The 20,731-nt window shown below is 61.4% G+C and carries 22 protein-coding genes and 2 pseudogenes; 8 read left to right on the forward strand and 16 right to left on the reverse strand.

The genetic code is table 11. From position 1 onward, the window contains the following. Window positions 1-3: 3 nt before the first annotated feature. From AMK00_RS18125 to AMK00_RS18175, 13 genes and pseudogenes are all read right to left on the reverse strand, one after another. On the reverse strand, window positions 4-1,107 hold the full coding sequence (locus tag AMK00_RS18125) for a MotA/TolQ/ExbB proton channel family protein (RefSeq protein WP_064811296.1): 1,104 nt from the start codon (window positions 1,105-1,107) through the stop codon (window positions 4-6). A gap of 112 nt (window positions 1,108-1,219) precedes the next feature. Then, window positions 1,220-2,020: an inositol monophosphatase family protein gene (locus AMK00_RS18130; RefSeq protein WP_064811297.1), complete on the reverse strand. Its 801-nt coding sequence runs from the start codon at window positions 2,018-2,020 to the stop codon at window positions 1,220-1,222. A gap of 198 nt (window positions 2,021-2,218) precedes the next feature. Then, window positions 2,219-3,316 (reverse strand): protein-glutamate methylesterase/protein-glutamine glutaminase, encoded by a 1,098-nt coding sequence (locus tag AMK00_RS18135; protein WP_064811298.1) that lies wholly within the window; start codon window positions 3,314-3,316, stop codon window positions 2,219-2,221. Between the two features lie 8 nt (window positions 3,317-3,324). Continuing rightward, window positions 3,325-4,182: a CheR family methyltransferase gene (locus tag AMK00_RS18140; protein WP_064811299.1), complete on the reverse strand. Its 858-nt coding sequence runs from the start codon at window positions 4,180-4,182 to the stop codon at window positions 3,325-3,327. Window positions 4,183-4,209: 27 nt separating this feature from the next. Then, the gene (locus tag AMK00_RS18145; RefSeq protein WP_064804854.1) at window positions 4,210-4,686 is read right to left on the reverse strand and encodes a chemotaxis protein CheW; all 477 of its coding nucleotides are present in this window, start codon (window positions 4,684-4,686) and stop codon (window positions 4,210-4,212) included. Window positions 4,687-4,688: 2 nt separating this feature from the next. Next, window positions 4,689-6,497: a methyl-accepting chemotaxis protein gene (locus tag AMK00_RS18150; protein WP_064804856.1), complete on the reverse strand. Its 1,809-nt coding sequence runs from the start codon at window positions 6,495-6,497 to the stop codon at window positions 4,689-4,691. Between the two features lie 214 nt (window positions 6,498-6,711). Then, window positions 6,712-6,870, reverse strand: coding sequence for a hypothetical protein (locus AMK00_RS32625; protein ID WP_164517748.1), 159 nt, complete (start codon window positions 6,868-6,870; stop codon window positions 6,712-6,714). A 269-nt stretch (window positions 6,871-7,139) separates the two neighbouring features. Then, a pseudogene (locus AMK00_RS33705) lies at window positions 7,140-8,186 on the reverse strand (methyl-accepting chemotaxis protein); the annotation flags it as partial. Window positions 8,187-8,360: 174 nt separating this feature from the next. Beyond that, window positions 8,361-8,843 (reverse strand): annotated as a pseudogene (locus AMK00_RS33710) (MCP four helix bundle domain-containing protein); the annotation flags it as partial. A gap of 31 nt (window positions 8,844-8,874) precedes the next feature. Continuing rightward, window positions 8,875-9,384: a chemotaxis protein CheW gene (locus AMK00_RS18160; protein WP_064811301.1), complete on the reverse strand. Its 510-nt coding sequence runs from the start codon at window positions 9,382-9,384 to the stop codon at window positions 8,875-8,877. Beyond that, entirely contained in the window at window positions 9,381-11,432 is a 2,052-nt protein-coding gene (locus tag AMK00_RS18165; RefSeq protein ID WP_064811302.1) for a chemotaxis protein CheA, read from the reverse strand. The genes AMK00_RS18160 and AMK00_RS18165 overlap by 4 nt, the downstream gene beginning before the upstream one ends. Further along, window positions 11,429-11,797: a response regulator gene (locus tag AMK00_RS18170; RefSeq protein ID WP_064804861.1), complete on the reverse strand. Its 369-nt coding sequence runs from the start codon at window positions 11,795-11,797 to the stop codon at window positions 11,429-11,431. The genes AMK00_RS18165 and AMK00_RS18170 overlap by 4 nt, the downstream gene beginning before the upstream one ends. Beyond that, window positions 11,794-12,123, reverse strand: a complete 330-nt coding sequence (locus AMK00_RS18175) for an STAS domain-containing protein (RefSeq protein ID WP_064811303.1) — start codon at window positions 12,121-12,123, stop codon at window positions 11,794-11,796. The genes AMK00_RS18170 and AMK00_RS18175 overlap by 4 nt, the downstream gene beginning before the upstream one ends. A 339-nt stretch (window positions 12,124-12,462) precedes the next feature. On the opposite strand from AMK00_RS18175, the gene AMK00_RS18180 reads away from it, so the two are divergent. Then, window positions 12,463-14,205 carry a chemotaxis protein gene (locus tag AMK00_RS18180; RefSeq protein ID WP_082240333.1) on the forward strand — a complete coding sequence of 581 codons (1,743 nt, stop codon included), beginning with the start codon at window positions 12,463-12,465 and terminating at the stop codon, window positions 14,203-14,205. 126 nt (window positions 14,206-14,331) lie between these two features. On the opposite strand, the gene AMK00_RS18185 is transcribed toward AMK00_RS18180, so the two are convergent. Beyond that, window positions 14,332-15,414, reverse strand: coding sequence for a tetratricopeptide repeat protein (locus tag AMK00_RS18185; protein WP_064811305.1), 1,083 nt, complete (start codon window positions 15,412-15,414; stop codon window positions 14,332-14,334). 10 nt (window positions 15,415-15,424) lie between these two features. Beyond that, a complete protein-coding gene (locus tag AMK00_RS18190; protein ID WP_064804868.1) occupies window positions 15,425-16,078 on the reverse strand; it encodes a thiamine phosphate synthase in 654 nt (217 codons plus the stop codon). 108 nt (window positions 16,079-16,186) lie between these two features. Here AMK00_RS18190 and AMK00_RS18195 point away from each other — a divergent pair, with 108 nt between their 5' ends. Both AMK00_RS18195 and AMK00_RS18200 read left to right on the forward strand, forming a co-directional pair. Then, a complete protein-coding gene (locus tag AMK00_RS18195; RefSeq protein ID WP_064804870.1) occupies window positions 16,187-16,951 on the forward strand; it encodes a sulfite exporter TauE/SafE family protein in 765 nt (254 codons plus the stop codon). A gap of 67 nt (window positions 16,952-17,018) precedes the next feature. Further along, window positions 17,019-17,279, forward strand: coding sequence for an ArsR/SmtB family transcription factor (locus tag AMK00_RS18200; protein ID WP_003552646.1), 261 nt, complete (start codon window positions 17,019-17,021; stop codon window positions 17,277-17,279). A gap of 196 nt (window positions 17,280-17,475) precedes the next feature. Here AMK00_RS18200 and AMK00_RS18205 read toward each other — a convergent pair whose 3' ends face one another. After that, on the reverse strand, window positions 17,476-17,649 hold the full coding sequence (locus tag AMK00_RS18205; protein ID WP_064804872.1) for a YdcH family protein: 174 nt from the start codon (window positions 17,647-17,649) through the stop codon (window positions 17,476-17,478). A 228-nt stretch (window positions 17,650-17,877) separates the two neighbouring features. Here AMK00_RS18205 and AMK00_RS18210 point away from each other — a divergent pair, with 228 nt between their 5' ends. From AMK00_RS18210 to AMK00_RS18230, 5 genes are all read left to right on the forward strand, one after another. Further along, a complete protein-coding gene (locus AMK00_RS18210; RefSeq protein WP_010028538.1) occupies window positions 17,878-18,081 on the forward strand; it encodes a YdcH family protein in 204 nt (67 codons plus the stop codon). A gap of 16 nt (window positions 18,082-18,097) precedes the next feature. Then, window positions 18,098-18,592, forward strand: a complete 495-nt coding sequence (gene purE / locus AMK00_RS18215; protein WP_064811306.1) for a 5-(carboxyamino)imidazole ribonucleotide mutase — start codon at window positions 18,098-18,100, stop codon at window positions 18,590-18,592. Beyond that, window positions 18,589-19,665 (forward strand): 5-(carboxyamino)imidazole ribonucleotide synthase, encoded by a 1,077-nt coding sequence (locus tag AMK00_RS18220; protein ID WP_064811307.1) that lies wholly within the window; start codon window positions 18,589-18,591, stop codon window positions 19,663-19,665. Before purE ends, AMK00_RS18220 begins: the two co-directional genes overlap by 4 nt. Window positions 19,666-19,830: 165 nt before the next feature. After that, on the forward strand, window positions 19,831-19,956 hold the full coding sequence (ykgO, locus tag AMK00_RS18225; RefSeq protein ID WP_003582204.1) for a type B 50S ribosomal protein L36: 126 nt from the start codon (window positions 19,831-19,833) through the stop codon (window positions 19,954-19,956). A gap of 105 nt (window positions 19,957-20,061) precedes the next feature. Further along, on the forward strand, window positions 20,062-20,670 hold the full coding sequence (locus tag AMK00_RS18230) for a tetratricopeptide repeat protein (RefSeq protein ID WP_064811308.1): 609 nt from the start codon (window positions 20,062-20,064) through the stop codon (window positions 20,668-20,670). The last annotated feature ends 61 nt before the right edge of the window (window positions 20,671-20,731 follow it).

Genomic DNA, 20,731 nt, shown 5'->3' on the forward strand with positions numbered 1-20,731 from the left:
GGCTTACTTGCCCTCGCTCTTTTCTGCATGGCTCGTGCGCTCGCGCAGGCGCTCGGCCCGCTCGCCGCCCCGCTCCTGCAGGCCGATGCGCTCGGCCAGCCGGTCGAGCGTGCGGCGCATGGCTTTCGCCTCGTCCTGCTGTGCCTCGATCCAGTCACGCAGCATCTGCTGCTCGTTGCGCATATTTTTGACCAGACCCTGAATGCCTTCGGCAAGGCTTGCCATGGCAGCGACAGAGCGCTGGTTGCCGACGCCGCCTTCTTCGGAGACTTTGCGCAGATACTCGGAGAGTGCGCGCATGTCGTCCGAGGAAGACCCGGCAACGGCGTCGAGCGCCGGCGCAAGATCGGAGCCGACATCGGTGACCGAGGAGAGCCAGTTTTCCAGCTCCGTATAGAAGCGATTCTGCGCGCGACCGGCCTGAAGGTCGAGGAAGCCGAGAATGAGCGAACCGGAGAGGCCCAGCAGCGACGACGAGAAGGCCTGCCCCATGCCGGAAAGCGGCATGGAAAGTCCCTCCTTCAACGCCGAGAGCACGTCTCCCGTGCCGTTCGAGCCGGGATCGAGCGACTGGATGACGGCGCTGATCGAACCGATCGTGCCGATGAGACCCCAGAACGTGCCGAGCAGGCCGAGGAAGACCAAGAGGCCGATCAGGTAGCGAGAAACGTCACGCGATTCGTCGAGGCGGGTGGCGATCGAATCGAGAATCGAACGCAGCGCCGTCGTCGACAGCGCCACCGAGCTCTTGCGGCTGCCGATCAGCGCCCGCATCGGCGCAAGCAGTCGCGGGTTACGGTTGACCTTATCCGCGCTGCCGGCAGCGCGGAAGGAATTGAACCAGCGCACTTCGGGGCGAAGCGCCAGCACGTGATTGAAAACAAGGACGATTCCGACTGCGAGAACGCCGAGGATCAGGCCGTTGAGGCCCGGGTTGTGCATGAAGGCGGTCTGCGTCTGCCGAAAGAGGATTGCGGCAATGAACCCGACAATGACGAGGAAAAGCAGCATCGTCCAGAGGAAGGGCATGGGGCTCGAGAGCCTGTGGGTATAACCGCCGGCCGTCTTTTCGGTGGAGCCGATCTCCGCCACATTCACATTTTCCATAGGTTCAGCAGCCTCCGAACTCATTGCTGGCGGAGACTAGAGCAACATTGTGCCGAATTGAAGTATGCCGGGGCGAAAACCGTGACTTTACAACAGCCGGTTTTTCATGCGCTCACTTGGCGGGGATCGGCCGCTTGATGACCTCGATCAGCGCCTTATGGATGTGTTCGTTGCCGGCGACGATCGCGCCGCCCTCCAGAATGGCCGTTCCGCCATCCCAATCGGTGGCGAAGCCGCCGGCTTCGCGGATGAGCAGGATACCGGCTGCCATGTCCCAGGGCGCAAGCTCCGCCTCCCAGAAGCCGTCGAAACGTCCGGCGGCGACATGGGCGAGATCGAGGGTCGGCGAGCCCAGGCGGCGGATGCCGGCCACTTCGCCCATCACGTGGCGCAGCTCGACCAGGAACTTGCCGTGATTGCGCTTGCCGAGCGCGGGCACACCGCAGCCGACGACGCAATCCGACAGCACGCGGCGCGCAGCGACGCGCAGGCGCCGGTCATTGAGGAAGGCGCCGCCGCCGCGCTCGGCAGTGTAAAGTTCGTCGGTCGCCGGATTGAAGACGACGGCGGCAACGATCTCGCCATTGCGTTCGAGCGCGATCGAGACGGCGAAGGCCGGGATGCCGTGCAGGAAGTTCGTCGTGCCGTCGAGCGGGTCGACGATCCAGCGATGCGCGCCGTCCGTGCCCTTGATCTCTTCACTTTCCTCGCCGAGGAAGCCATAGGTCGGACGCGCCTTCATCAGCTCTTCCCGGACGATCTTCTCGGCCTTGCGGTCGGCGGCGGAAACGAAATCGCCTGGTCCCTTCACCGAAACCTGCAGGTTTTGCACTTCGCCGAAATCACGCCCCAGCGATTTCCCTGCCTTGAGAGCAGCCTGAACCATGACATTGAGAAGAGCTGAACGGGCCATCGGCGCATTTCCTTGGGACTGATACGGGACGCGCGCTGCCAGGGGCGGGAAATGTCCCTGAACATGCATGACAGGCAGCGCTGCAAAGATTGGCGGCCTCAAGACCACAAAATCGCGGAAATTTCAAGGGGAGGCACGCATGGCTGCCAGCAGGCTTGAAAAGCGCGGTCTTATTTGCCATCGGAACCGGAACCGGCCTCAGAACTTCTGCTGCGTTATCAGGACTTCGCGGGCGATCTGATCGAGCGGCAGAATGCGGCCGACCCCGCCTCTGGCAATCGCCTCCTTCGGCATGCCGAAGACAACCGAGCTCGCCTCGTCCTGCGCCACCGTGTAGGCGCCGGCTTCATGCATCTCCAGCATGCCGCGCGCACCGTCGTCGCCCATGCCCGTCATGATGATCCCCATGGCGTTCGATCCGGCCGAACGCGCCGCCGAACGGAAGAGCACATCGACGGAAGGCCGGTGGCGGGAGACCAGCGGCCCGGTCTTCACACTGACATGATAGCGCGCACCCTGGCGTTCGAGCAGCATGTGCTTATCACCAGGCGCGATCAGCACATGGCCGCGCAGCACCGGATCGCCGTCGATGGCTTCCTTAACTTCGACCTCGCAGAGCCCGTTCAGGCGTTTGGCGAAGGCGGCAGTGAATTTCTCCGGCATATGCTGGACGATCACCATGCCGGGCGCATTGGCCGGCAGTTCTTCCAGGAATTCGCGCAGCGCCTCGGTGCCGCCGGTAGAGGCGCCGACGCAGACGACCATCTCCGTCGTCTTCGCCATCGCCTGCCCCGTCGGCGGCGGCAGCATGGCATCCGCCGTCAGCTTCCTGGCCGGCCCTTCGGCGGAAGCGGAACGAATGGTTCCCGCGGCGCGGCGCACGGTCGAAAGCCGCGCCTGCGAGGCGCTCTTGACGACTTCGCGAATGCGCATGGCGTCATCGGCAAGGCTGTCGGCGGCGCCGATCTTCGATTTCAGGATGACGTCGACGGCGCCCGCCTCCAACGCCTGAATCAGCGTTTGCGAACCCGCCTCCGTCAGCGACGAGCACATCACGACCGGGATTGGCCGCTGCGCCATCAGCTTGCGCAGGAAGGTGATGCCGTCCATGCGCGGCATCTCCACGTCGAGCGTGATGACGTCGGGGACCTCGTCCAGCAGCCTGCGCGCCGCCACGAAAGGATCGGACGCCACCGCCATGATCTCGATATCGGGATCCTGCTCCAGCACATGGGCCAGCGTCTGACGGACGCTGGCAGAATCATCGATGATGAGAACGCGGATTTTCTTGCGCATAAACGCCTCTAGATACGCTGAAACACCGTGTTCGAAACCTGTTTCAGCGGCAGGTCGAAACCGGTGATCGACTCGGAGTGGCCAATGAACATGTAGCCGCCCTTCGCCAGGCAATTGCAAAGGCGGTTGAGCACGCCCGCCTGAGTCTGCTTGTCGAAGTAGATCAGCACGTTGCGGCAGAAGATGACGTTCATCAAGTCGCCAACCTGATATTTGTCGTCCATCAGGTTCATCCGTGCAAATCCCACCCTGCTGCGCAGCTTAGGGCTTATGCGCACCTCCTTGCGGCCCGGCTGCTTGGCGACCAGCACATATTTGCGCTGCAGGTCGCGCGGCACGGGCGCAATCAGGTCTTCCGGATAGATGCCGCGGCGCGCCGTCTGCAGCACGTCGGTGGAAAGATCGGTGGCCAGCACGCTATAGGAAAGATCACTGCGGCCTTCCGCGAATTCCGCCAGGACCATCGCCATCGTATAGGGTTCGGCCCCCGTAGAACAGGCCGAGCTCCAGGTGCGGATGGTGCGCACGCCGCTATTGGCGATCGCCGGCAACGCCACGGTCTGCATGTATTCGAAGTGCTTGGCTTCCCGGAAGAAGTCGGTCTTGTTGGTCGTCACCACGTCGATCAGGTAAACGGTTTCCTGGGCAAGCCCGTCGTGATCGAACAGGAACTCGCAATAATCGTCGAAGGTCGAATGATTGGTCGCACGAAGGCGGCGTCGCAGCCGCCCTTCGAGCATCGTCAGCTTGGTCGGCGGCATCTTGATGCCGCTATAGTCGTAGATGAACCGGGCAAGCTTGTCGAAATTGCGCTTGCTGATCCGATCGCCCGGCAATTGGGTTTCCGCCATTGCTGCCACACTCATGGAACGCAGTACTCCGTTAATGCAGGGTCAGGCGGCCGATTGCAGAGCCGAGGCGTCCTCGCGCGACAAAAGCCGCGCGAGATCGATGATGACGACGAAGCCGTTTTCCCGGCGGACGACACCTGCAATATAGTCCGAGCGCCAGCGCACGCCGATATCGGGCGCCGCCTCGATCTGGTCACGCCGGAACGGCGTGACCTCAAAGACGCGATCGGCGACGAGGCCGAGAGTGAGCAGCCGGTTTTCCATCGGCACGTCGAGGACGAGCACCCTCGTATGCGGCGTCGGCTCGGTCTTCGTCATGCCGAGTTTCAATCGAAGATCGATCGTCGGCACGCCCTGCCCGCGCACATCGCGCAGGCCGAGCAGATAGTCGGGACCATTCGGAATTTTGAAAGCTTCCGCATAATCGAGGATTTCCCGCACGACCTCGACCGGCACGGCGAAAATTTCGTCGCCGAGGCTGAAGGTCACGAATTGCGCTTCCAGAGATGTCGGAGCCATGATCAGGCGCTTTCCTTGAATTCGGCGTCCCCATCATCGGGACCGCCCATGGAGAGATCGAGAGCGAAACCCTTCGCCCGCGCTTGCTGGCCGGCGACGCTGTTGGCTGCCAGTTTTCTGACACCGAGCTTGCGGCCGGTGATGGGAGCCGAGCTGCGGACAGTCATTTTCGCAGCCGGCATGCGGGGTTGGTGGTCGCTTGTGGTATCGACCTTGAAGAAGGCGATCGAGGCCTGCAGTTCTTCGGCCTGGCTCGCGAGCTCTTCCGAGGTGGCGGACATCTGCTCGGAGGCGCCGGCATTCTGCTGCGTCACCCTGTCGAGCTGCTGGATCGCCTCGTTGATCTGGCCAGCACCGATATCCTGTTCGCGGCAGGCCGCGCTGATTTCGGCAACGAGTTCAGCCGTCTTGCGGATATCGGGCACCAGGCGACCGAGCATGTCGCCGGCATCCTGAGCGGCCTGGACCGTATCGCCGGACATCGAGCTGATTTCGGCTGCAGCCGACTGGCTACGTTCGGCAAGCTTGCGCACTTCCGAGGCGACGACCGCAAAACCCTTGCCGTGTTCGCCGGCGCGTGCCGCTTCCACGGCAGCGTTGAGTGCGAGTAGATCGGTCTGCCGGGCAATTTCCTGGACGATGCCGATCTTCTCGGCAATGGTCCGCATCGCTTGCACGGCGCGCGATACCGCTTCACCACTCATCTCGGCGTCCTTCGCCGACTGGCGAGCGATCTTTTCCGTCTGGGCGGCGTTGTCGGCGTTCTGCTTGATATTGGCGGCCATCTCCTCCATCGAGGCGGAGGCCTCTTCGGCGGAGGCGGCCTGTTCGCTGGCACCCTGCGACACCTGCTCGGAGCTTGCAGACAATTCCTGACTGCCGGCCGAAACGTTTTCCGCCGCCGAGATCGCGTCGCCGACGACGCCGCGCAGGCGCTCGACCATCTGCTCCAGCGCAATACCGAGCGTATCCTTCTCCGAAAGCGGTTTCGGGGACACCGTCAAATCGCCGTCGGCGATCCGCGCCGCTATATCGGCAGTGACGCGGAGGTTGTCCGTCATGGTGTTGATCATGTTGACCAGATCCTTGATCTCGTCGTTGGTCCTGATCTCGACCTTCTGGTTCAGGTCACCGATGGCGACGGCGCTGGCAACGCTCATGATCTTGCGCAGGCCGCTGTTGACGCCAAGCGCGATCCACAACGCAGCCGCAAAAGCGATAAAGGAAGCGCCGATTGCGAGACCGATCAGCATGTTCTTCGTCGAACTATAGAGATCGTCGGTGTCGCTATCGGCCTGCTTCATCGCTTTCTGCTGCAGCGTGACGAGGTTCTCAAAAACCTCTTCCAGCTCCGCTACGAGGGCGCGAACCTCTCCCAGCGAGAATGCGGTGGCCCCCGCCCGGTCGCCGCTTTCCTGAATGGAGGCGACTTTGCTGGACTCTTCGCCGAAGCGTTTGGCCAGTTCGATCAGCCTGTCCCAGGTGGGCTTTGCTTCGGCGGTTGCGAGCTGTTGGCCGCTTGTCGCCAGGGCGAGCATTTCATCCACGCTTTTTGCCGAATTCAGATAGTACTTCTTGACCGCTTCGGGATCCATTTCCAGAAGCGCATTCTTCTGCCAGCGGACAGCATCGAGCTCGGCAGTCTTGGCTTCCAGAGCCAGTTCCAGCCTTTTTGCGGGACCGGAAATAAGATCGCTGACAGCGTCGTTCAGTGAGCTGAGGCTCAAAATTCCATAGGCCGCGCTGCCCACCAGCAAGAGTATGACAAAGCCGAAAGCGGCTGCGAGTTTAAGTTTGATCGTAATACGCATCTCAATATTCCTCTCTGAGAGCGAGGCAATAAATATGGTCCAGGTGGCGCAGCATCATGCAGCAATTCCGTCAGGTGATAACCTGTCACGGAGATTAGAATAGACTTCCACGCCCATCCCCTTGAGCGGCGGAAGCGTGCGTCGCGGGCCATGTTTTGGTCCGCGACGGTTGCGAACGGAGATAGCGCTCAAGCGCTTTTCTCCAGAGGGGCGCCTAGGCGCTCTCCCGGAACTCGTCATCGATCGTATCGGGTCCGCCCACTGACATGTCGAGGGCAAATCCCTTCACGCGGGCCTGCTGGCCGGCGACGGTGGGTTTTGCGGTCGGCACCCGATCACGGCGCGCGCCCTCATTGTCGACCTTGAAACGCATGTGATACCCCGTTCTATGCGCCAAAACGATCGGATGGAGAGACGTTCCGGTCCAAGGAACGCCGAACTTCGGAGTGATGTGTCTGAAAGAGGGAAGCGACTACATTCACTTCCCGGCAGCCGGACATCTATCGGTCGCAGCGCCAACGCCTACACGCGTTGGGGATATTTCCGCCTCGGGCCACCGGAGCGGCCCGAGATATCCGATGAGGGCAAAGGCGTTCAGAGGCCTCGCCGGGCAAACGCTATGCGCGTCCTCCCGGGAAGCGCTTACGCGCTTTCCCGAAAATCGTCGTCGCTGGCGTCCGGACCGCCCATCGACATATCGAGAGCAAAACCCTTGAGACGCTGCTGCTGAGCCGATACCGTCTGACCGCGGCCCTGGCTTTGGGTCTGCGGCGCAGGCTTGCGGGCCGGGGCCTTGACCACCTTGGCCGAGCCGTTCACCGGCATCTTCTGGGCGCCGGGCCGCGTGCTGCCCGTCGTATCGACCTTGAAGAAGGCGATCGAGGTCTGCAGTTCTTCCGCCTGGGAGGCGAGCTCCTCGGAAGTTGCCGACATCTGCTCCGAGGCGCCGGCGTTCTGCTGCGTCACCTTGTCGAGCTGCTGGATCGCTTCGTTGATCTGCGAGGCACCGATATCCTGCTCGCGGCAGGCGGCGCTGATCTCGGAAACGAGTTCCGCCGTCTTGCGGATGTCCGGCACCAGGCGGCCGAGCATCTCACCGGCATCGGCAGCGGCCTTGACGGTATCGCTCGACATCGAGCTGATTTCGGCTGCGGCCGACTGGCTGCGTTCGGCAAGCTTGCGCACTTCCGAGGCGACCACCGCAAAACCCTTGCCGTGTTCGCCGGCGCGTGCCGCTTCAACGGCGGCATTAAGGGCAAGCAGATCGGTCTGACGGGCGATTTCCTGCACGATGCCGATCTTCTGCGCGATCGTGCGCATGGCGTCGACAGCACGCGTTACCGCTTCGCCGCTGGCTTCCGCATCCTTGGCGGATTGACGGGCGATCTTCTCCGTCTGGGCGGCGTTGTCGGCATTCTGCTTGATGTTGGCGGCCATCTGTTCCATCGAGGCTGACGCCTCTTCGGCCGAAGCCGCCTGCTCGGTGGCGCCCTGCGACACCTGTTCGGAACTTGCCGAAAGCTGCTGGCTGCCGGATGAAACATTTTCGGCGGCCGAGATCGCATCGGCGACGACGCCCCGCAGGCGTTCGATCATGATGTTGACATTGCCGAGAAGCTCGCCGATTTCGTCATGGCTGGTGATTTCGGCCATTTTCGTCAGGTCGCCTTCAGACACTTCGCGAACCACGGTGTTGGCGCGGCTGAGGCCTTTGCTGATCGTGCTGGCGATCCAGAAGGCGGTTATCGCGGCAATCAGCAGTGCAACGGCAGCGACAGCGATCATCGTCGTGCGTGTCGTCCCATACTGCGCGTCGGCATCGGCGTCGGCGGCCTTCATGCGCTGCTTTTCAAGCGACAGAATCTCGGCGAGTGTCGAGTCGATATCGTTGGCAGCGGCCCGCGCCGTCGTGATGGAGACGTTGTTTGCACCTTCCGTGTTGCCGGTCTTCATGTAGTCACGGATTTGGTCGTCGGCTGCGTTGAATGACTTCGAAAATTCGGCAATACGAGCCCAGCGCGCCTTGCCTTCTTCCGTGGCAAGCGTCAGCACTTGATTGAAGGCGTCACTGAAGTCCTTGCGAGCCTGGTTGCCCTTGTCGATCGCCGCGGCCGCTTCATCGGCGCTACGGGCAGTGAGCAGGTTCTTCTGCTGGCGGATGGCTTCGAGCTGCGCGATGTTGATCTGCTGCGCAAGATCGAGGCGGGCTGCCGGGCCGGCAAGAAGATTGCCGATCGTATCGTTCAGTGATCCAAGGCTGAAAATGCCATAAGCGGCAGTGCCCAATAACATGAGAATAATAAAGGTGAACGCCGTCACCAGTTTCGTCTTGATTGTCAGTCTCATCGTCCCAAACCCCTCTTGGATTTATCCGCCGTCAATTGACGGCCCCCGCCGCGTCATATCGCGTTGAAAAAATCGCCTGCAGATTAGGAAGAATGATGAACTCTCCACCCCTCTTCACCAGGCAGTTGATGTAGTCGGCGCGCCAGCGCATGCCGACGCTCGGTGGCGCCTCGCTCGCGGTTTTTGCGAGCGTCGTCACCTCGTTCACCTTGTCGGTTCTGAGGCCGACGAGTGTCGGCTCACCTTGCAGATTGATCTCGATGACGATGAAGCGGCTGTCGATCGTCGCCTCCGCCGCCTCCATCCCGAAGGCAAGACGCAGGTCGGCGAGCGGGATAACCTTGCCGCGAAAATTGATGACGCTGGCGACGAAGGGCTGGCTTCCCGGCACCGCCGTCTCCGGAAGCAGGTCCAGGATTTCCTGGACGATGGCCGCCTCCAGCGCAAAGGTCTCGCCGTTGAGATCGAAAGTCAGGACCTCGACTTCCTCGGCATAGCTCCAATGATTGTCGAAGCGTTCGAGTGCTGCTGTTGCATTCATCCTGCTACCCGCAATTGCGCCTCCTGTTGCTGACCCGCGGCAACCAGGTGCCCGACGTCGAGAATGAGAGCGACACTGCCGTCGCCGAGAATGGTGGCGCCCGAAAAGGTTGCCACGTCGTTGTGCAATTTCGACATCGACTTGATGACCGTCTGATGGTCGCCGATGATCTGATCGACGACGAGGCCGACGCGCTCCGTGCCGGTCGAAATGACCACGACCTTCTGGTGCACGTCGGGTTTCGTGCCGGTGCGGAAAAGGTCGCGCAAGCGCAGGAACGGCACCAGGCTGTCACGCAGCGAGATGAAGCTGCGGCCGCGCGAGCGCAGATCCTCCTCGAGCGACAGTTCGAGGCATTCCTCGACGGCCGAAAGCGGGATGACGTAACGGCCCGCGCCGACACGCACCAGCAGTCCGTCGATAATGGCAAGTGTCAGCGGAATGCGCAGCGACACTTCCGAACCCTGCCCGGGCACGCTGACGATATCGATTGCGCCGCGAAGCTCTTCGACCGTCTTCTTGACCACGTCCATGCCGACGCCGCGGCCGGACAGATTGGTGATCGCGGCGGCCGTCGAAAAGCCGGGAGCAAAGATCAGTTGCAAGAGCTCGGGGTCCGAAAGCGGCTGGCCCGGATGGATAAGGCCGGAGGATTCCGCCTTGGCGCGGACCCGTTCACGGTTGATGCCGCGGCCGTCGTCCTTGATCGAGATAATCACCTCGCCACCGGCCTGACGGGCCGAAAGCGTTATCGTGCCGGCCTTAGCCTTGCCGGCGGCAAGGCGGTCGGCGGGCACTTCGAGGCCGTGATCGATCGAGTTGCGCACCAGGTGCACCAGCGGATCGGCCAGCCGCTCGATCACCGTTTTGTCGACCTCGGTGCTCTCGCCCTCCATCACCAGTTCGATCACCTTGCCGGTCTCGCGGGCAAGATCGTGGACGAGGCGGCGGAAGCGGGAAAAGAGGGTCGCAACCGGCACCATGCGCAGCACCATCATCGTGTCGCGCAATTCGCCGGACAGACGTTCGATTTCTTCCGAGACCGAGCGCAATGCGATATCGGTGCTGGCGCTGGCGAGCTGGCTGAGGCGCGATTGCGCGATCACGAGCTCGCCGACGCGGTCCATCAGTTCGTCCAGGCGCTCTGCCGGGACGCGCACGTTCTCGGCAGCCTTCGCCTGGCTGGCGGCGGGTGCCTCACGCTTGACGGGAACCGCTTCGACGGGACGGAATTCCGGCACGGCGGCCGCCGGGACAGGCGGTGGTGGTGCTGAGGCGACAGCGGCAGGCGGCGGCGTTGTTTCAGCCGGATCGGCCGTTGCCGCTACCGCGCCGTCGATCTCCTCGACGCTGAGTTCCATGTCGTCGAGCACGAAGATGAAGACGTCGTCGATCGCCGAACGGTCCTGCTCGCTCATCAGCGTCACATCCCAGGAAATATAGAGTTCCGTCGGCGTGAGCTCGTCGAGAGGCGGAATGGTCGAAGTGTCGGCGCGCACGGTGCATTCGCCGAGATCGCGCAGTTCGTCCAGCAGACCGAGCGGATTGGTGCCGTTGGCCATCGAATTGGCCGGCAGGCTGAAGCGGATGCGCCAGCTGTTCTTCGTCTTCTTCGCCGACGCCTCTTGCACGGGCGCTGCGACGGCGGCTGTCGCTGTGGCGGGCGCCGCAGCCTTGGCGCCGACCGCGGCCTGCAGCTGTGCGAGAAGCTTGTGCCCGGTGTCGCCGTGATCGGCGTCGGGCTGTTCGACCAGGGCACGCATATGGTCCTGGGCGGCGAGAACGGCGGCGACGAGTTCCCTGGTCGCCGCGACCTCGCCCTTTCGGACGCGGTCGAAGGCCGTTTCGCAATGGTGGGTGAAGGCGGCGAGCGCCTCGAAACCGAACATCGCGCCCGATCCCTTGAGCGTGTGAAGCCCGCGAAATACCGCGTCGACGAGATCCTTATTGTCGAGTTGGTGAGTGAGGTCGAGAAGACCGGCCTCGATCGCTTCGAGGCATTCGGCAGCCTCCATGCGGAATACGGCGACGGGGTCGAGCGTACTCATCTTCCGAGGACCTTCTTCACGATCTTCACAAGACTTTCCGGGTCGAACGGCTTGGTCAGCCAGCCAGTCGCGCCGGCAGCCTTGGCACGTGCCTTGAGATCGGCGTCGGATTCCGTCGTTAGAAAGATAATCGGAACACCGGCCTGCGCCGGCAGCTTGCGCAATTCCTCGATCATCGTTAGCCCGTCCATGACAGGCATGTTGAGATCGGTCACGATCAGATCGAAGCTGCTGCCCTTGGCCGCCATGAGCCCTTCCGCCCCGTTGACCGCTTCGGTGACGCTGTAGCCGGCATTGGTCAGCGTGACCTTTGTAGTCAGGCGGATGCTGGCGGAATCGTCTACGGTCAGGATGTTGGCACTCATAATGTCACCTCTTTATGCAACCAGAACTTTAAGTCTTCATGATCGAAGGATTCGATGAAACCGGCGCGCTCAAGTACCTTCAGCAGTGAGCCGCTGGCGGGAGAAGAAAGTCTGAACGTCTTTCCGTCAGATTTTGCTTGACGACGCGCTGCCTCGATAAGCTGAATGAAACTCAGGTCAGCTTCGGCGTCAGCGATGATGCTGACGACAATGTCAGCTTTACTATGAAATTCATCGCTAAGCTTGGAATGTAGTTCAGCCATATGGCGAATGCTTAGTGCGCCCGGTAAATTTATAGATTCATAATATTGGCTCTGAGCATCCAATGCAGCCTCCTGGGCCCGAGAAATACTTACGACCCTAAGAGGACTCTCACGACAGCGTTAATGCAGCGTAAACAGCGGTTGTAGAAAGCCGACGTGCGGCGCAATCCGCGACTCCCAATTCTTATCTGGAATAAGTTGTATCTTTCTGTGAAAGTTTAGAGATAAATAAAGTAAAAACAGAATCTTAAATGGTCCCTTTCGGCCAGGCGCTGCACCGGCGCCGCGTCTCAAACCTTTCATTAATCACAACGCAGGCGAGTCTGGCGCGTTTACCGGACATTTCCATCCTGCCCGTAGAAATAGAGTCAAATGGCCTGCGTTTTAAGAAAAGGTATAAATGTGGCACACGCTCTGGTAACATCCAACGCTGCAGCCTACACATCGGGGCGGGAGATCAGTCAGACCCTGGAATCCGCCCGCTGCCAAGTCGAGGAGCGTTTTCTCGAGGGCGGCTCGGTGCTGCTGTCGGTGATGGATGTCCTCAACCGCCTGCTGAATTCGCTCGAAAGTGTCGCCAAGGCACTCGATGACAACGAGGCGAGCGATACCAGCGCCGATCTCCGCGCCACGGTGGAAAGCCTGACTGCATTGCCGGTCACCGAAGAAAATCGCCAGCAGGCGCTCATCTCGTTGGCGCAAACCGGCAGGGAACTGCGCAAGCATGTCGCCGACATGCAGGAGACGATGCGTTATCTCAGAACCTTTGCCGTGACCGTCAAGATCACCGGCGCCGGCCTTGCGGAATTCGCCGGCTTTGCTCAAGAGATCCTGGAACGAATCTATTCGGGCACCGACGAGGTCAATCGCTTCGCCGCCCATCTCGACAGCCTCGAGAAAGAGGTCAAACTCGCCGCCTCCTTCGGCGTCAGCGTTTCCAAAGGCTACGCCGATACCGTTCCCGCCGTCGCCCGAGCCCTGCGCGATGATGCCGCCAAGATTGCCGAACATCGCAAGAACCTCGGCGTCATCGCCCGTGAGGTCGGCGCGATTGCACGCGGCGTCCAGAGCAAGGTCAGCTCGACTCTGTCGGCCCTGCAGATCGGCGATATCACCCGTCAGCGCATCGAGCATGTACAAGCAACCTTTTCGCTGCTTGAAGATTTCCTCGCCGGCGAAGATGGCGCAAGGCTCGACGCCGGTGCGCGCCAGCGTCTCCAGAATGTCGTTCACCATCTGACCGCGGCGCAGATGAGCGACATGTGCGTCAATTTCCAGCGGGATTCGGAGAACGTCGTCAAGACGATTGCGAGTTTCGACCACGACATGCGGGAAATCCTCAAGCTCCGCGATCAAATGGGCACTGAAAGCGGCGAAACCGGCGGCAATTTCATGCGCGCACTGGAATCCAGCGTTTCCGCCGCCCACGAGATCGTCAAGCAGGTCGACGCGGCAAGCCGGCAGGCCGACCAGCTAAGCCATTCGACAATCGGCACGGCCGCCAAGCTTTCCGAAGCCATCACCAACATCCGCGTTGTCAGGACCGACATCCATTACATGGCTTTGAACACCAATCTGCGCTGCAGCCGGCTTGGAGAGGAAGGCAAATCGATCAATGTCGTCACCGCCGAGCTGCGCATCTTCGCCGGCAAGCTCGATGAATCCGCCGACGCCATCGTCAACGGCCTGCCGGCGCTCGAAGCCGCCGCCGGGCGCGTGGCTCCCGCCACGGACGCCGCGGCCGGCGGACTGGGCGAGAGCCTGACCTCGGCCGTCAGCAACATCCGCTTCGCGGCTAATGTCATGGAAAATGAGCTGGAGGTGCTCGCCGAGAACGGTCGCGAGGTCGCCACCAAGATCGGCCAGCTGATCGGCAAGCTCGACTTTCAGCACGAACTCGGCGATGTCCTTGCCCGCTGCGCCAATGTGCTCGAAGACGTCGCCGGCACCGATGTCGCCGATATCTCCGATTTCGCGGAGGCCATCGCACCGCTCGACCGTAAGATCTTCAAGCTCTACACGATGGTCCAGGAGCGCAACATTCATCGCGACATCATCCCGGCGAGCGAGGAAAGCATTCCAGCGCCCGCCGAGACCACCAAAGCCGAAAACGACGAGGATCTTTTCGCCGACGCGCTGTTCTAGAGCATGTCTCGCAAAGCTGTGCAGCGGTTGTTTTGCGATAAAGACATGCAGAAAAACAAAGACCGAAAGCACGATACGCGAATCTGAAAGATCGCGACATGCTTTAGAAAATGAAACGCGCGGCGGCTATCGCCGCCGGAATTTGTTGGCGGCATCGATCGCCGCCTTCTGCTGATCGTCCTCGATCCCGAGATAGAAATCCTCGAGCGCCGGATCGGCAAGCCCGGCGCGGCGCGACAGCACATACCACTTCGCCGCCTCGATCGGATTCGGCGGCGTGCCGATGGCGTTGATGTAAAGATGGGCAAGTTTGTTCTGGGCAACGACATTGCCGCCATTGGCGGCAAGTTTCAGCCATTCGAAACCCTTGACGTAATCCTTGGGGCCACCAACGCCGTTGACGAGCCAGATGCCGAGATCGAGCTCGGCCGTGTCGAAACCCGCGCGCGCGGCGCGCGCCATCCACTCGCGGGCGAGCTGCTTCTTTTCCTCCGGCAGGTCCTTCAGCGTCGCATAGATCTGCGCCACGGCATATTGCGAATCCGCAATGCCCTGTTCGGCCGATTTCTCGTAGAACGGTAGCGCGAGCTTCAGCCCCTTTTCGCCGGGATTGTCGGCGACCACAATCTGCGCCCAGTTGAATTCGGCCGAAGGATTGCCGGCCTCGGCCGCCTTGCGCATATAGTCGTCGGCTTTGACCTTATCGCGCGGCAAACCCTGGCCTTCCATCAGCATCAGCGCATATTTGAACATCGCCGCAGGATCGCCGCCTTCGGCCGCCTTGCCGTACCAGAAGGCAGCGCCTTTCACATCCTTCTTGACGCCGAGGCCTTGCGAGAGGATTTCGCCGATCAGCGTCTGCGCCGCCGGATCGCCGAGCTGGGCGCGCGGCAGCGCCTTATCCATCGCCGTCAGATAATATCCGCGCTGATAGGCGCCATACGCCTCGTCGATCGGCCCTTTGTAATCCTTCTCGGGCGGGAGGTCGGGCAGCTTCGCGCCCATGCGATCGAAAACGCCGACACCGTCCGAGGGCTTCACATCCCCGTTGGTGAGCCGGTCGGTGCGAAAGCTTGACGCCGGCGCAGTACCCGGCTGGCTGATGACGCTGTCCGGTGCCTGCGCCACGGCGATATCAGACCCGCCCGCAGTGAGGGCGACTATGCTGGCAAGCAGATATTTCAAAGGGCGGGCGGGCAGGATCGGCATGAGCGGGATTTCAATCCTCAAACCGTGGCGCTTTTTCGTCAAGCAGAGCATTGATCTCGGCAACGATGGACGGCGCTCGGCCGGGCTCCCCGAAGACCGCCAGCCGCAGCGCCACGAACTCTGCTCCGGTCTCGGCGACGGCAAGAGCAGACGCCGGATCGGTGCCGCCCATGACGATGCAGGGGATTTCGATCATCGAGGCCCACCATTCGCCGAGCGCAAGGTTCTTGGGATGCGCCTCCGGCTTGATATCCCCATCGAGCTTGCCGAAGAAGATATAATCCGGCCTGGCTTCGCCGATCTCCAGCGCATTGTGCCGGTCGCTGGCATTGCCGCCGCCGACGATCAGCTTCGGAGCGTGTTTGTCGATCGCCTCCGACAGTGCCTGCGCGTTGCCGGTAAGATGCAGGCCATCGGCCTTCACCCGTCCCGCCACGCGGCTGTCGCCTGCAATCAGCGCGGCGGCCCCCGCATCCTGGATCACCGGCACCAGCTTTTCGGCATGTTTCTGGAAGGCGCCATCGTCGAGCCCGTATTGCGGCACGATGACGGAGGCGACATCGCCGCCCTTCAGCGCATCGGCGACGATCCTTGCCTGTTCATCGGCGTCGGCGATATCAGGGACGATGAGCACCAGGCGGCAGCGGTTTTCGGCTTCGGTCATGAGGTCTTTCCGTTTCCTGCGAATTCCCTTCTCGAAAGGACGGATCCGCACTCGTTTTGTGTGAGTAGTTCCGTTAGAGGAGGCTTGCAAGAGGAGGACGTCGAAAGCATGCCGCAGGACTTGTCATTCTACTACGCCGCCGTGCCCGCGGTTCTGCTCGTCGGCCTCGCAAAAGGCGGCATGGGCGACGCTTTGTCGCTGATCGGCCTGCCCTTTCTTGCCCTGGTCGTCTCGCCGCTCGAAGCGGCGGCGATCCTGCTGCCGATCCTGGTCTTCATGGACATGATCTCGCTCGTCATCTGGCGCAGGCATGGCGATTGGGCGACACTGAAGATCATGCTGCCGGGCGCAATTCTCGGTATTGCCCTCGGCTGGGCGACCTCGGCGCTCGTTCCCGGCAACGTCCTGCGCGTCGTCATCGGCGCGGTGACGATCCTCTTCTGCCTGCGCTATTTCTGGAACAATTTCGGCCCCGGCGCCGGCAAGACGATCCCGCCGCGCGGACAGCGGCCGGTCGCCGCCGGTCTCTGGGGGACGTTTTCCGGATATGGCAGCTTCGTTGCCCATGCCGGCGGGGCGCCGTTTCAGATCTATGCCCTACCGCTCAAACTGGAGCCGCGCGAATATACCGGCACCAGCGTGCGCTTCTTCGCAATCCTCAACGCCATCAAGCTCATTCCCTACTTTGCCCTCGGCCAGCTCGACACACAGAACCTTGCGACCTCCGCCACGCTCTTGCCTTTCGCGCCGCTCGCCACTCTTGCCGGCGCCTGGTGCGTGCGCCGCATGAAGCCGCAGATCTTTTATCCCTTCATGTATACGATGGCGCTGATCGCGGCCCTTCTGATCATGCGCGAGGGCCTCGGCTGGTAAGCGCGGCGGCACGCTGCAATGCACAATTTCCTTGCTGCAACGGCCGGTTTGACGTAGCGTTCCCGCCATGTCGAACACGGACCCTTTCTCTGCGATTGCCGACCCGAACCGGCGCTTTCTGCTGGAGGAATTGCGGCGCGCGCCGCGCACCGTCAACGAGCTTGCCGAGGGCCTGCCGATCAGTCGTCCCGCTGTCTCGCAGCACCTGAAGGCACTGCTCGACAGCAATCTTGTCTCCGTGACCTCGGAAGGTACGAAACGCATCTATGCGGTCAACAACCGCGGCTTTGACAAGCTCAATCTGTGGCTAGATCAGTTCTGGGCCTGACCGCACCTCCCATAACGCCCCGGACGCAATCATTATAACGTCATTTGCTGCAAGCAGACGCAAACGCGCCAGCCGCGACGTCACAAAGCATCGGGCTGGCGCAATTCTGGTGTAATCACCGGTTCTTGCAAATTTTAGGCGGAATGGATGGATTTACCTCTTGCGCAAGATGATCGACCGGCGACCCTTGGGAAGATTAATGGACGGATGACTTGAGACGCTGAATCTCGTCCTTGATGCGCAGCTTGCGGCGCTTGCATTCGGCAATTTCAGTATCGGAGATAGAGGGAGCTGTTCTGAGTGCATGCAACTCCTCCTCAAGAGCGACATGCTTTTTGTGGAGTGATTCAAGATGAGCTTCAACTGTCATTTGACCCTTCCTTCCTCTTACCTTCCCCGACCATCGTCGTCGGGGATCAAGGTGTCAACGGGGCGGACTGTGACATATTTTTGACGGCTTGTCGAAGGCGAAAAGATGAAGAAGAGATGGCAAATTCATGATCAAGACTAACTAGCCGTTACCCGTATTTGGTGATAGGAGCTTGCGGAAATCATCGGCAGATCGGACAAGGTCCGAGGACGATAACGGGGAATGCATATGGCCGATCAGGAACAGGCGGAAATCAGGCTCATGGTGGCGCGTCTGCGCCAGGAGCACGAGGATTTCGACGCTGCGATCAATGCCATGATCGAGACCGGATGCGACGCTCTGCGAATCCAGCGCATGAAGAAGAAGAAGCTCGTCATCAAGGACAAGCTCTCCAAGCTGGAAGACCAGATCGTTCCCGATATCATTGCCTGAAAGGAACGGTCGCAGGATGACAGATAGACCACTCGTCGCCATCATCATGGGCAGCCAATCCGATTGGGAGACCATGAAGAACGCGGCTGACACGCTGGAAGCGCTGGAAATCGCCTATGATGCGCGCATCATCTCAGCGCACCGTACGCCCGAGCGCATGATGAATTTCGCCAAGGGCGCGCGTGCGGAAGGCTTCAAGGTCATCATCGCCGGCGCCGGCGGCGCAGCACACCTGCCGGGCATGACCGCATCGATGACGCCGCTGCCGGTCTTCGGCGTGCCGGTCCAGTCGAAGACCATGTCCGGCCAGGACAGCCTTCTTTCCATCGTGCAGATGCCGGCCGGCATTCCGGTTGGGACCCTCGCCATAGGCAAGGCGGGTGCGGTCAACGCCGCTCTTCTCGCCGCCGCCGTGCTGGCCCTTTCCGACGAAGAGATTGCCGACCGGCTCGACGAATGGCGCGAGCGCCAGAGTGCTGCCGTCGCCGAATATCCAATGGACGACCAATGACCATAGGAACGATCGGCATTGTCGGCGGCGGCCAACTCGGCCGCATGCTGGCCATCGCAGCCGCCAGATTGAATTTCCGCACTGTCATCCTCGAGCCGCAGCTCGACTGCCCCGCCGCCCAACTGGCGAACCGGCAGATCGTCGCCGCCTATGACGATCCGGCGGCGCTGGCCGAACTGGCAGACGCCTGCGATGTCGTCACCTACGAATTCGAAAACGTGCCCGTCGCGGCCGCCGAAGCGCTCTCGGCAAGCATCGCCGTCTATCCGCCTGCCAAGGCGCTCGAGGCCGCCCAGGATCGGCTCGTCGAAAAACGCTTCCTCAACGGCTGCGGCATATCAACCGCTCGCTTTCATGCGGTCGACAGCCAGGCCGATCTCGAAACCGCGCTGAAAGATTTTGGCGGCCAGGGCGTGCTGAAGACCCGCCGTCTCGGTTATGACGGCAAGGGGCAGAAGGTTTTCCGCTCGCCCGCCGACAATCCTGACGGCGCCTATGCCGCGCTCGGGGCCGTACCGCTCATCCTCGAAAGCTTCGTCGCCTTCGAGCGCGAGGTCTCGATCATCGCCGCGCGTGCCGCGGATGGTACGGTCGTCTGCTTCGATCCCGCCGAGAATGTCCACCGCAACGGCATTCTCCACACCTCGACCGTTCCGGCCGCAATCTCGGCGACAACAGCGGAGGCCGCGCGTCGATCGGCCGAAAAGATTCTCGCCGCGTTGAACTATGTCGGCGTGATCGGCATCGAATTCTTCGTGCTCGCCGACGGCGGCCTGATCGCCAACGAGATGGCGCCGCGCGTCCACAATTCCGGTCACTGGACGGAAGCCGCCTGCGTCGTCAGCCAGTTCGAGCAGCATATCCGCGCTGTCGCCGGCCTGCCGCTCGGCAATGGCGAGCGGCACTCCGACTGCGTCATGCAGAATCTGGTCGGCGACGATATCCTTGCCGTTCGCGACTGGCTGCAGCGTCCCGACACGCTGGTTCACCTCTATGGCAAGAACGAGTGGCGCCCCGGCCGCAAAATGGGTCACGTCACGACATTGGCGCCGAAATTGCCGGTTTCGCAGTGAGAAAACGGCCGTGCGGCTTGGGAAAAACACCGTCACGTGGTTGACACGCTGGAGGTGACGGGGTATCTGCACCCCCACCTAAAGAGCGCGCCCCGACGGCGCGCTTTTGATTGTTAAAGTTACGGGCGAATGTGAATTCCCCCATAGAGATCGCGGATCAGAAAAATGAAGATCAAGAATTCGCTCAAGTCGCTCAAGGCTCGTCACCGTGACAACCGTCTGGTTCGTCGCAAGGGCCGCATCTACATCATCAACAAGCTGAACCCGCGCTACAAGGCTCGTCAGGGCTGATTGCGCATCCGGATCGTGCGCCGCGCAGATTGCGCCGACGGACATCCGGTGGTCGCTGCGGTGATCACGTCTAATTTGTTTGATCTTCGGCGCTGGCGGACTAATATGTCCGCCATGCGCTTTTTTGCTTTGACGTCAGCGGTGCTGCCGCTCGCCTTCATCCTTTCCCCGTTTCCGGCCGCCGCGGCCGAAAAGAACGTCATTGTCGAGCGGAGGGATGCCAGTAGTTCGCCGAAGCAGCGTCTCGATCAGCTCTTCAGTCAGTTGAAGCGCGAGCGTGATCCTGACAAGGCCAGCAGCATCGCCAATGAAATTCGTCTGGTATGGAATGATTCCGGCAGTGCGACCGTGAACCTGCTGATGCAATGGGCCGACAAGGCGATCGAGGAAAAGCGCAATCCCGCCGCTCTCGATTTCCTCGACGAGGCGATTGCCCTCAAACCCGATTATGCCGAGAGCTGGAATCGCCGCGCCACGCTGAATTTCGTCATGGGCAATTACCGCAAGTCGATGTCCGACATCGAGCATGTGCTGGATATCGAGCCGCGCCATTTCGGCGCGCTCTCCGGCATGGCCGCGATCCTCAGCAATTCCGGCAATGACCAATTGACGCTGAAGGCCTGGGAACGGTTCCTCGATATCTATCCCGCCGATCGCACCGCGCAGGAGCAGGTCAACATGCTTGCGGAAAAACTGGCCGGCAATCGAACCTGAAGCAGGCTCACCGAGCTTGACCTGCGGCCAGAGCGCACAATTTTAGAAACTGTCGAGGGAA

The organism is Rhizobium sp. N621, from assembly GCF_001664325.1.
Taxonomy (GTDB): Bacteria; Pseudomonadota; Alphaproteobacteria; order Rhizobiales; family Rhizobiaceae; genus Rhizobium; species Rhizobium esperanzae.